This window comes from Neobacillus vireti (assembly GCF_036962465.1).
Taxonomy (GTDB): Bacteria; Bacillota; Bacilli; order Bacillales; family Cytobacillaceae; genus Neobacillus; species Neobacillus vireti_B.
The window spans coordinates 21,225-34,298 of record NZ_JBALNF010000087.1; the positions used below are offsets into that span (position 1 = coordinate 21,225).

Genomic DNA, 13,074 nt, shown 5'->3' on the forward strand with positions numbered 1-13,074 from the left:
CTTTTTAACAACTTATCGGCACTTTTCAGGTACTTATCGGCACTTTCCATAAAACCACTGTACTTCTCAAAAAACAACCCTTCAAACAGAAGTTAAAAATTCTGTTTCCTTAACCATTTTTCACATAGTCTCGGCCATTCCCCAGCCTCGGTATGTTCCACAGCCAAACCCAATCCGTGCCTGCCGCTTTCAAAGATATGTAAATCAAATGGAACCTTATGTCGGCCTAACCCCGCTGCAAACAGTAAACTATTCTCGACCGATACCGAGGCATCATCGGCAGTATGCCATAAAAATGCTGGTGGTGTTTCCTCTGAAATTTGTTTTTCATTCGATAAAAGTTCAACTAACTCAGTGTCAGGATATTCGCCTAATAAATTTGTTCTGCTTCCTTCGTGTGTATATGCTCCCATCGAGATCACGGGATAACAAAGAATCATTAGATCAGGACGGCTGCTATATCGCTCAACAGGGTCCTCGGCCTCCAAGTTTCCCTTATCATAATGAGTTCCAACACTGGATGCTAGATGCCCTCCAGCAGAAAATCCAAGGATTCCCACACGGTTTGGATCTAGATTCCAGACTTCACCTTGAGATCGAACCATACGAATAGCCCTTTTGGCTTCATTCAATGGAATAGGATGCTTGTAGGGCGCGACCCGATAATTGAGCACTACCGCTGAGATTCCAATTGAATTTAACCATTCCGCAACCGGGTAAGCCTCATGTTCTGCCCGTCTAGCATACGCACCGCCCGCCGCCACTATAATAACCGGAAAGGGCCCAGATCCTTCTAATAAGAAAGGCTGGATGCTTGGCGCATTTTCGTTTGGTCCACTTTCCTCAAGATTTATCTCATTCCAAAGCGGCAAAATTACTGTCATTCTTTTATCCTCCACTTTAAATAAAATTCAAATGGGAGAGAACCACTGTCTCTCCCACTTTTTACTTTATTTCAAAGTTAATTCAGCCTTTGAATTAAAGCTTTCCCCGTCCTGTAAGAACCCATTAATATTGACCTGAACAGTTCCAGTATAACCTTTTAAAGCTTCTGAAACTTGCTGTCTATCAAATTTAACCAATAGTTTATTCGTTTTCTCGCCATTTACTGATGGATGTGTTTTTGCAAAAATTATTTTTCCGTTAACAACCATTTTAACAGTTGCAGAATTAATCTCTGAAACTTTATGTTCCTTATCCAATTCAATAGTAACAGTCAATGGAACATTATCGCTAGTCTGTTTTCTATCAATTACATTTGGATTAACATCGACTGTGGCAGGAATCACTTTATTTAAGAATAAATTTGGAACTGGAGGCGTTGGCATATCGTAGCCTAAGAAGAAGCTAGTATGCGGCGGCTGATTGTATCCAACATTTTGCCAAGCAATACCTGAACGGTACACAGGATCGTGCATCAATGTTCGGATACGCTGTTCTGTCATATCTGTAGTTGTATAGATTCGTAATGCACTGCTATCTTCCGTTCTCCAAATAACTTCTTCTCTCCAGTCACCAAATAAATCGGCTTGTAAGTTAGGATTACCCTTTGTACCGTTATTAGAGAAAGTTCCATCTGCAGTTAAAATATTTACAAGTTTTTTATTCTCGTAGTCCCACTTACCAATCGTTCCAACCCCGACTTGATCAGCATCATTAAAATTACCATGATCTAGTATCTCGCGCTGGAGGTCGCCATCCCACCAGATGGCAAAGTTGGCACCAGGGATGTCAGATGAAATCTTTTCTCCTTTAGCCGTAAACATATCTCCAGTTGGGTCATTCCATGCACCCCCAACTGCCCACGCCTCTTCGCCCGGGTATCTAGGATCGATATCCGCCGATAATCCTCGTCCTGTATCTCTTCCGGTATATTTACCCCAAATGGCCTCACCGGTTTCGACGTCTCTAAATTCGATTCCAAACTTTGAGTTTTTATCCTCATGAACAGCGAACATCTCTAAACCAGGACGGGTTGGATCTAAGTCACCTACATGCTGGGCATCTCCGTGGCCTAAGCCCGTTGTATAGAGACCCGTTCCATTATCATCTATTACCGCTGCACCATAGACTACTTCATCTTTACCATCCTGATCTACATCAGCCACACTTAGATTGTGGTACCCTTGTCCAGCATACCCTTCATTGCCTGCTTTATTACTATCAAACGTCCACACTTTTGTTAACTTGCCATCACGCCAATTATAAGCAGCAATGACAGCTCTTGTATAATAGCCGCGTGCCATAAGAAGAGTTGGTCTTTCCCCATCCAAATAGGCAATACCCGCGAGGAAGCGGTCTACACGGTTACCGTAGCTATCCCCCCAATCTGCAACATTGCCTCTTGGCGGATCATAATCTGTTGTTGTTAGCGCTTTCCCTGTTAAGCCATCAAAAATAGTTAAAAATTCTGGTCCGCTTAGAATATAGCCGCTGGAATTACGGTATTCTGCATTGGCATCACCGATAACGTTCCCTTGTCCATCAACGGTTCCATCAGCTGTTTTCATAGCAACTTCTGCTTTCCCGTCTCCATCTAAATCATAAACCATCATTTGAGTATAATGGGCCCCAGAACGAATATTTTTGCCTAGATCGATCCGCCACAGTCTTGTCCCATCAAACTTATAAGCATCTACATAAGTATTTCCAGTATAGCCTGATTGGGAATTATCCTTGGCATTAGATGGGTACCATTTTAAGATGATCTCGTATTGACCATCTCCATCCACATCTCCTACACTTGCATCATTGGCACTATATGTATAGGATTTTCCGTCAGGAGTCGTACCACCCTCTGGTTTTTGAATTGGGAGATCGTAATAATTTTGTCCCCACACAACAGCTGAAGCTCTTGCCAGCGGTTCCTCATTTCCATTGAATACAGCACGAACATCGTATTTGGAATCTTTTGTTCCGTTTTTGTCTAAATAGTTAGTGCTTGACGTAATCGGGTCTTTATTTACCTTTTGTCCGTCTCGATAAACGTTAAAGGCCACGCCTTCCGGTTCTGTCCCTAACATTCGCCAGCCCACATAAACACCATTTTCTACTTTTACAGCCACTAGGCCCCGGTCAAGCTTTTCCATTTGACGTTGAACCACTTTTGTTATTGGGGTTTCAATCGTATTTGAAGGATCAGAAATACCTCCTAGGTTTACAGCTGATACTCTGTAGTAATAATGTCTTGTTGGTGAAACGGACTGATCAGTAAACTCCCCATTTTTAGAAATCCCCACTCTTTCAAATGGCCCTTGCGGAGACTTTGCCCGATAGACATAATACATCAAAGCATCATCCGAAGTATTCCAATGGAAAGTGAGCGATTTGTCGGTTGAATTGATGAGTGTTGTACCTGTAGGAGTTTTCGGCACTTCCTTTGTTTCATCTACTAGAGCTGCATTAATTGGAGTACTTTCTGCTGATTCAATTCCCTTTTCATTTACTTGAGTTACGGTATATTCGTATTTCAAACCAAGTTGAACCGTTTCGTCTTTAAATTCAGGGGTACTTGTGCTCCCAACTTTAGTCGACGCTGTTTCTCCCTCTGCTTTTCTATAAACATTGTAACTTGCTGCTCCATTTACCACATCCCATTTTAATGAAACAGACGTATCAGGATAAAGTGTCTTTTCAGTAATTGCTAATCCAGTTGGAGCCGTTATCGGGATAATTTCAATCGCATTTATCCGGCCATCCGTACCAATATCAACGTTAAGCTGACCATCTTGGACAGTCACAATTATCGACTTTTCTGCGAAGTTACCAGCACTTGTAGAAATAGTACCCAATGATTGTCTCTCTACGGTAAAACTAGTTTTATTACCAGCTGATTGATCCCCAGTTAGTACACTTACATAACACTCTCCATTAGGAACATCCACTGAGAAGGTATAGTTTGTTCCATTAATAAAATCTCTGCGAAGGTCGTCAGGTGCTAATCGATCTCGGTTACTTACAACTTTGTTTAATCCATATCTTCTATCTTTGCTATAAAGCATATCATTAGTCACTTGTGTATATCCTTTTGCTACAGGACTAGTGCTGGAACCAAAGTCAAATTTTAGACTAGTCAACTCAGCTGCATGGGTTTGTTTTGTCGGGACTACTCCTGCCCCAGCAAACATTGATAAGACCATCGCAGAACTCACGACCACCGGCAACTTTTTTGAAAACTTTTTAATCATTATTTTCCTCCAATTAAAGAATATGAATAATTTCTTTATGAAAGATTCATAGATGCAGTTTTATCTATCCTCCTTGTTCGTAAATTTTTATATAAAAAATCGGGCAGCCGTTAAGGTGACCCGATTCTATATACCTTGTTCCTGTAAGTAAACCTCATGCTTACGCTGAATCTTATTAAACGAGTTACATGCAGGTTTCATAAATAGCATGGCTAATAAATTTCCGCTAAATAAGATACAGATAGGCGGTACATAGGATAGAACAAAACAGATTCCAAAACTTCCTATCAGCATATATAGAGTGGAAAGTGGATTCATAATCATAACAAAAAATGAATTCTTAATTACCTCTGTTAATTTCATCTCATAATGGACAAATATAGGAATGAGATAAAAAAGTGTACATACAAAAATAAACGTGATGATAAAAAATGGTATATGGAGAAATGCGGCCAGATCTTTTTCTGCATTTTGGATGAATAACAGATCCGCATATAACACCAACACTAAAGCCGCAATAATCACACCGAGGATATTACTTTTTACAAATTCCTTTTTATAAGAAGCCCAGAAGGTTTTGACAATTGCTCCCCCCTCCTCACCTAGCATCCATTTTCGGACTACCGCAAACATTGCCACAGTAGAAGGAAAAAGGCCGAAAACACCCAAACCAAGAATAGTACAAGCAATCCATAAAAGATTTAGTAAAGCGAGTTTCGAAATCCAATCCATTAGTTTATAAATACCACCCAAAATACTCGAAGTTTCCATATGCATTCTCCTTCAGATATTATAAAGTTGATCAAGCCCTGCCACTCCCGTTTAAGGGAATGGCACGAATCATCAACCTTTTAATCCGCTCGTACTGATTCCTTCTACTACATATCTTTGGAAAACAAAGAAGATGACAAAGACTGGAACCAGGGTCACTACGGACATGGCGAACATGGCACCCCAGTTAGAAACGGTTTCATTACTTAGGAACATATTTAACGCCATTGAAACAGTATATTTTGCCGGGCTGTTTAAGTATAGAACTGGTCCCAGTAAGGAATCCCAAGTCCAATAGAATGAGAAAATCGCTGCCGTTGCCAACGCCGGTTTAATTAATGGGAGTATGATTTTATAGAAAATTTTAAAGGTATTACACCCATCGATTGTTGCAGCCTCATCCAATTCTCTCGGAATTGTCCGGATAAATTGAACTAATAAGAAAATAAAGAATGGATGTCCAAAGTATGCTGGCACTGCAATCGGCTTAATCGAGTTAAGCCACCCAAGTTTTGAAAAGATGATATATTGTGGAACCATTACCACCTCATATGGCAGCATCAAGGTTACCATCATGAGTCCGAACCAGAGTGCTTTCCCTTTAAATTCTAATCTTGCAAAACCAAAGGCAATTAGCGACGATGAAATAACTTGACCAATTAATGTAACGATAACCAGAATCGCAGTATTCTTGATAAATACGCCAAAGGTATTTCCACCAATTCCCTTCCAGCCTTCGGCAAAGTTATCCACAATGAATGGATCAGGTATCAGTGATTTGGCTGTTACGAAAATAGAATTACTTTCCTTAAAGGAGCTCATCAGAAGCCAAATAACTGGATAAAGCATGAGAACTGCAAACCCACCGACAAGGATATGGTAAGTCCACCATTTTGCTGATTTTATCCGCATACGTTATTTTCCTCCTTCTGATTCGTAGTGAACCCAGAATTTTGATGTCGCAAAAATGATAGCCGTTAATATTCCTACAATAATAAGCATGATCCATGCCATTGCAGCGGCGTAGCCCATATTGAAGAACTCGAAACCTTGTAAGAATAAATAGAGCGAGTATAGAAGTGTCCCATCTAAAGGACCGCCAGTACCTTTGGAAATAATAAAGGCTGGAACAAATGTCATAAACGCAGCAATGGTCTGCATAACTGTATTGAATAAAATGACCGGACTTAGCATTGGCAGGGTGATTTTAGTGAATTTTTGCCAGCCATATGCACCGTCTACACTTGCCGCTTCATAATAGCTTTTCGGAATTCCCTTTAAACCTGCCAAGAAAATCAGCATCGAAGAACCAAACTGCCATATCGATAAAAAGATTAACATCCACAAAGCGGCCGTTGGATCACCGAACCAGCGTACAGTAGGGATTCCAAGGAATTGAAGCAAAATATTTATAATCCCTTGGTCTCCAAAGATGTTGCGCCACATGATTGCTACTGCAACACTGCCGCCAATCAAAGAAGGAAGATAAAATAAGGACCGATATAAACCAACTGCTCTGGATGCCGTATTTAGCATGATCGCAATTAAAAGGGCAAACGCTAATCTTAGCGGTACACCCGCAAACACATAAATGAGAGTTACTTTTAATGATTGCCAATAACGTGGATCTGCGGTAAACATTTTGTTGTAGTTTTCTAGACCAATCCATCGAGGGGCTGAAAACAGATTATAGTTAGTGAAAGATAAATATAATGAGACAAGTATTGGGATTAATGTGAAGGCAAGGAATCCAACCACAAAGGGGCTGATAAATAAATAGCCTTGGATATTTTCCTTGAGGGCCTTATTACGTGAACTTGCAGGAGCAATATAAACATTTTCTTGTGTGTTTTCCTTAACAATGTTAGTTGTTGCCATATAGCCATCTCCTTTTCTCTGGATCATCACCCTAAAATGAAAGGGTGATAGCTGATCCGAGAAAGGACCAGCTACCCGAATTACAATTACTTCTTATTTTGAGATAAAATGCTTTCAGCCTGTTGTCTAAATTGTTTTGCTGCATCTTTTACCTTAATATTTCCATAGCTCATTTGCTCGTTTAAGCTGTCAAATAACTCGATCACTTCACCTGCTCCAACTGGATCGGGACCATCAAATGCAGAACTATTTTTCTCAGCCCATTCAACATATTCAAATACTTGCTGCTGTGCTGGAGAAAGTAAAGGCTTTAAGGCCTCTTTAACAGCTGCAGATCCCGGTACCCCACGATCGCCAAGAGCTAATTTATTCGCTTCAATATCATTAGTCAGGAAGTTAACAAACTTCGCTGCTTCTTCTTTATGCTTAGAGTTATTTGCGACTGACCAGAACATACTTGGTTTTAAGTACAACCCTTTATTGCTGTCAGGTCCAGGCATATTATTAATTTCTAGCGGTCTATTAGCCACTTGCTGTAAACCTACGAATTGGTTCGACCATTGCCAAATACCGATTGCTTTTTGCGTGACTACAGGGTCGTCTTCAATACCTTTAATTTGGGCCATGAAGTCAGGGGTTGGAACTTCTTTTGCTTTTACTAAACCTGAAGTCATATTGAAGAAATCTTCAAACAGCTTATCATCTGAGTAGCCTAGTTTTGTACCATCTTTACTATAAAGTGATTTTCCTTGTGTTCTTAAATAATAGTTAAAGAATACATCTGCTTTCATACCTGTATCCATAAATAATCCAGCGGCTTTTGCTTTTTTAGCGATTTCTTTATAGTCATCCCAAGTCCAATTTTGATCAAGGGAGTCTACACCAACTTTTTTAAGTAATGCTGGATCATAGTGGAAACCTACTACGTTTACCCCTGCATTTAGTCCATATAATTTGTCGCCCAGTTTTCCTCCATCGATAATATTTTGATTGGTGTCTTTGGTGTCGATTTGCTTGTCTAAGTATGGAGTTAAATCAGCGATTTGATTGTTTTGTGCGTATTGAGAGAAATAAGAAAGGTCCATTTGAATAATGTCTGGCAATTGGCTGGCAGCTGCTTGAGGGGCTAGCTTTTTCCAATAATCATCCCAGCTAGCATATTCTGCTTCAATCTTTACATTAGGGTTTTGCTTCTCATACATATCAATGATTTTTAACGTGTAATCATGTCTTGGCTGTGATCCCCACCAAGCTATACGAAGTGTAACTTTTTCATCTTTACCTGCAGCTTTTTCTTTTCCATCAGATTCGCTCTTACTTGTCGTACTGCTTCCGCTGCATGCTGCTAACGAGAATACTAGAATGAGTGAAAACAGCATAACCATGAACTTTTTCATTAATTGAGTCCCCCTTGTTCCTTTTGTAAGTGTTTACATTTGTAATTATACCTTCACTGTTAGAATTGTCTGAATACAAATAACCGAGCAGTTTGTTTAAAAATCAGACATTATAGTATTAAAAATAAAAAAGACTCCGATTTGGATTATTTACAATCCCCAATGGAGTCTTTTAAGTTATTTATTTATTTTTCTGTAGTATTTCATTTGCCTCTTTTCTAAATTTCTGTGCCCCTTCTAGAGGTGTGATTTTTTTAAAAAGGATTTGTTCAGAGATATCCTGTAACATATGAACAACTTCAATTCCTCCAATTGGATCTGCTATCTCAACCTTGCTATTTGTATTTTCAACATTAAATACGTAGTCAAAAGCTTTTTTCTGTTCTGTGGAAAGGCCCTTTTTAACGGTCTCCGCCACTTTGGATGAAACAGGAACACCTCGTTCACCTTTAATTAACTTATTAGCCTCTATATCGTTAACAAAAAAGTTAATAAATCTTGCGGCGGCCTCCTTATGTTTCGAGCCTTTGGTGATTGAAAAAAGCATACTGGCTCTTACAGACAAACTTGTCTGTTGATTTGGCCCTGGTGGGGCAAGAATCTCCAGCGAGCGTCCTGATTCTTTTGAAAAACCATAATATTGATTAGAATAGGCCCATGTCATCGGAGCTTGTTGTCTCACTAATAGCTCATCTTCAATCCCTTTAATCTGTTCTGTTACATCAACCCTCGGGAAAGCTCCTTCGTTTAGTAATCTTAATTGCCTATCAAAGTAATCGACAAATAATTGATCATCCTTATATCCTAATGACGTGCCATCCGAATTATATAAATCCCTTCCATTTGTGCGCAGAAAGTAGGGGAAAAATACCTCTGGCGGTTTCATTCCATTCGTTCCATATATATTTTTTTGTTTGTGAACCTCCATGGCTATTTTTTCAAATTCCTCCCAGGTCCAGTTCTGTTTAGGGACATGATTGGTTGCAGAAGCAACTAAATTGGAATCCATGATTACAGCAGGGGCATTTAACCCTAATGGAAAACCATATAGTTTGTCCATTACTTTTCCCCCTGAAAGGATTTTCTCATCAATGTACTTTGTATTGATGGTGTTATTTTCGATGTAGGGTGTTAAATCTTCAAGTAAGTTGTTGGCACTATATGCTTTTAAATAGAGAAGATCCATTTGCATAATGTCTGGTAACTGGTTGGCAGCGGCCATGGGGGCTAACCGCTTCCAATAGTCATCCCAATTTGAAAATTCAAATTCAATATGGATATCTGGATTCTTTTCTTCAAACAATTTTATAACCTTCAATGTATAATCGTTTCTAGGCTGTTCGCCCCACCAAGCAAACCTAAGGGTGATTTTTTCTTCTTGATTTTTGGAAGAATCCGCACTGCTGCTTACTGAACAACCAGTACAGGCCAACATTACTACCAGGGGTAAAATGGAGATTAATAGTTTTTTCATCGTTTTATTCCCCTTTTGTCTCATATTACATACCTTGGACTGCTTCACGTTTATATTCAGAAGGTGTAAACCCAGTTTGCTTTTTGAAAACCTGACTAAAATATTGGGCATTTTCTCCAAACCCAATTTTTTCAGCTAACTCAAAGATTTTTACATCACTTTCATTGATAATCATATAAATCGCCTTATCGATGCGAACTCGAGTCAGATAATTAGAGAATTTCTCACCCGTTTCTTTTTTAAACAGCTTTCCGAGATAATCAGCATTCATATACAACATCTCATTTGCAACCCATTGCAGGTTAAGCTGAGGATCCGCGATATGATTTTCAATAATTTCAAGTACTCTGCTAATAATGGAGGAATGTTTATTTTTGGTTTGTTGAAAAAATACATCCGTGATTTCCGCGGCGATATCCTTGAAAAAGGACTTCATGCTATGTATTGTTTCTAATTCTAATAGAACCTGCAGTTTCGTTAAGTAGGAGTTCATACTATGGGCATCGCATAAACGAATCATACTATTAAAAAGTTGAATGACATAGGATTTGGTCGCACTAATATCTAATCTTAAATCGGCTAAGCAGTTGAAAAAACTGATAATTTCACCCTCAACTTCTCTCCAACACCCTGATTTAACCATTCGGCAGAATTTCTGATCATCATAATAAAATTCCTGCTGATCATAATCGTCATTATGATTATCTATGTCTTCTTTGGTAATAATACTGCCTTCACCTAAATAAAAACGATAATTTAGACAATCCAGTGCTTCCTTGTATAATTTATTCGCATGGCTGATTTTCCCCGTTTCACTTACAGCAATGGTGCAATCCAATTGATAATATTGATAAAAGTTTTTTCTAATCTTTTCAATTTTTTCATGCAACTGACTATGTTCACCATCATCCCTCAAAAGGATTAAAATTAATTCACCTACTGAGCAACTAAGAATGTATGATTTAAAATTCAATTCAGCAATGTTTTTTATGGCAAACAATTGCTCAACTTGAAATGTACCCTCTATCTGGAATAAAACTAGTCGAACATTGGATAGGTCTAAATCGAACTCAAGAAGTTTTTGATAGGATGTAGAGTCTGTATTTGCATATATATTTGTTATATATTCCTTTAACCACTGTTCCTTTGCATAGGGAAGAACATTCTCAAGGGTTTCTTGCATATTTGTAATAAATTGTTCCCTTTCTTTCTCCTGATTTAACTCTTCACTAATTTCCTTAAGTGCTTCGATAATCGTATTTTCATTACAGGGTTTAAGCAAATAATGTTTTACCCCATACACCATTGCCTGCTTGGCATAATCAAATTCACTAAACCCTGATAACAAGATAAAACGAATCTCTGGATAATGTTCATGTACTTTTGCTACCAATTCAAGTCCATTCATTCCAGGCATTTTAATATCACTTATTACAATATCCGGTTTATTCTGTGTGATTTTCTCAAAGGCTTCAAGTCCATTCTTCGCCGTCCCCATTAAACTTGTCCCGATTGACCCCCATTTAATCACTTTTGACATACCGTCGGTTATGATTCTTTCATCATCAACTAACAATACTTTGTACATGTTCTTCCCCCCTGTCATATGGCAGAACTAAAATGATTTTTGCTCCTTTATTAGGTTCACTTTCAATTTCAACTCCGTAATCGCTTCCAAATGAAAGTTTAATCCGCTCCATAATATTGGCTAAGCCAATTCCTTGTCCCCTTGTCTTTACCTCCCCTTTCCTTAACTTTTCTAGAAAAGAAGGTTCCATTCCAGGACCATTATCTTCGACGATTAGCTGAAAATAATCCTTATTTACTTCAGAATAAATTCTTATTTTACATACATCTACCATATTCTCCAACGCATAATGAATGGCATTTTCCACTAGGGGCTGCAGGGTTAATTTAGGTATATAGGCCTCAAACAGGTCAGAATCCACCTGCATGCTAAATTCCAATCTTTCTTCAAATCTATATTTCTGTATGACAATATAATTCTTAACAATGTTTAACTCATCTTCAATCGGGATGAGCCGTTTCTTTAGGCTTATTGAATTTCGCAGCAGAAAACCAAGTGCTTCAACCATCTTCGATATTTGGTCTTGATCATTCATTTTAGCGAGCCAGTTAATTGACTCCAAGGTGTTGTATAAAAAGTGAGGATTGATCTGTGCCTGTAAGGCTTTAAATTCAGTTTCTTTAATTGTCAGCTGCTTAGTGAGGTTTTCATTTACCAATTCATCCATTTGTTGAGTCATCGTTTGAAAGGTTTCATGCAACTTACCTACTTCATCATTGGAGAGAACGGAAGACTCCATGAAACCCTTCTGAGCTTCCTTAAAATCGCCGTTTTGCACATAATGCATACCTTCAACTAAGTTCTCTAGAGGAATAGTGATATTTCTAACAAATCTGATGCCGAGAATCGTTACAATAAAAAACATTAAAATAAAAACGATAATAAGTACTGTTTTTATGAAACTAATATTTTTAAAGATTTGATTAAATGGTATGGCATTTACATAACTCCAATCAAAGTAATGGGAGTTTATGTGAACCAGAAAATAATTTTTACCTTCAATCGTTTTTATTTGGTAGCCAGGTTTCTCATTCATAGACATGGCTATTTTTTTCAATGGACTTGCAGATTCTGTCGGATAAATAAGTTCTTGATGGTTGGTAATTAAAAATTCGCCATCAATTTTACTTGATCCCTCAAAGAGGCTGCTGACAAGTTTGTCCATATTCATATTAATAATCAATGTACCTAATGGTTCAAAACTCAAATTCTTATATTGTCTTATTTCTCGAGCTGTGACAATCGTAAAATCATTTCCATGAGGGTTAACCCAGATGTTTTTTCCATCTGCTAACAAGGCTTCTCGCAAAATACTCATTTTTAAATCAGATGGTAATTTAAAAGATCTAGGCCCAGCAACGTACTCTTCCCCATTCGTATCGACAAGAATGACGGATTGTATGTATTTCTCATTGTTCACGTAGCTTAATAATTTATCCACCATATTTGAATGAATACGATAACTCTCGTACTCTGTTTTATTTTCACCCTTTGTTGCTAAGTACTGTTGAATTTGAGGATCTGTTAAGATATTGTAAGAAACATCTTCCATTTTTTGGAGTTCGTTTTCTATAATATTGGAGGATGTACTTAACACTTGCGAAGATTTACTGTAGATTTGTTCATCATATATATGAAAAGCATATTGTAATCCAAGGAAGGTGAATAAAAAGGAACTAATCATAATCCATGAAACTAAAATAAACAATTTATATTTAATTTTTAGATTCGCATATTTTCTTTTCAATAAATCAAAAACTTTCTTCATTAACGTTTTCT

General features: G+C 38.1%; 9 protein-coding genes. All 9 read right to left on the minus strand.

Going from position 1 to position 13,074, the window contains the following annotated elements; all coding sequences use genetic code 11:
* Window positions 1–92 precede the first annotated feature (92 nt).
* Window positions 93–884: an alpha/beta hydrolase gene (locus V7077_RS26725; protein WP_335507623.1), complete on the minus strand. Its 792-nt coding sequence runs from the start codon at window positions 882–884 to the stop codon at window positions 93–95.
* A gap of 66 nt (window positions 885–950) precedes the next feature.
* Entirely contained in the window at window positions 951–4,187 is a 3,237-nt protein-coding gene (locus tag V7077_RS26730; protein ID WP_335507625.1) for a hypothetical protein, read from the minus strand.
* A 126-nt stretch (window positions 4,188–4,313) separates the two neighbouring features.
* Entirely contained in the window at window positions 4,314–4,958 is a 645-nt protein-coding gene (locus tag V7077_RS26735) for a YesL family protein (protein ID WP_335507627.1), read from the minus strand.
* Window positions 4,959–5,030: 72 nt separating this feature from the next.
* Window positions 5,031–5,870, minus strand: a complete 840-nt coding sequence (locus V7077_RS26740) for a carbohydrate ABC transporter permease (protein ID WP_335507629.1) — start codon at window positions 5,868–5,870, stop codon at window positions 5,031–5,033.
* 3 nt (window positions 5,871–5,873) lie between these two features.
* A complete protein-coding gene (locus V7077_RS26745) occupies window positions 5,874–6,836 on the minus strand; it encodes a carbohydrate ABC transporter permease (RefSeq protein ID WP_335507632.1) in 963 nt (320 codons plus the stop codon).
* A gap of 86 nt (window positions 6,837–6,922) precedes the next feature.
* A complete protein-coding gene (locus tag V7077_RS26750; RefSeq protein WP_335507633.1) occupies window positions 6,923–8,233 on the minus strand; it encodes an ABC transporter substrate-binding protein in 1,311 nt (436 codons plus the stop codon).
* 181 nt (window positions 8,234–8,414) lie between these two features.
* Complete coding sequence (locus tag V7077_RS26755; RefSeq protein ID WP_335507635.1) at window positions 8,415–9,707, minus strand: ABC transporter substrate-binding protein; 1,293 nt, start codon at window positions 9,705–9,707, stop codon at window positions 8,415–8,417.
* Between the two features lie 25 nt (window positions 9,708–9,732).
* The gene (locus V7077_RS26760) at window positions 9,733–11,295 is read right to left on the minus strand and encodes a response regulator transcription factor (RefSeq protein WP_335507637.1); all 1,563 of its coding nucleotides are present in this window, start codon (window positions 11,293–11,295) and stop codon (window positions 9,733–9,735) included.
* Window positions 11,273–13,074 (minus strand): sensor histidine kinase (locus V7077_RS26765; protein ID WP_335507639.1); only part of this gene is annotated, 1,802 nt, incomplete at its 5' end. The genes V7077_RS26760 and V7077_RS26765, both read right to left, overlap by 23 nt.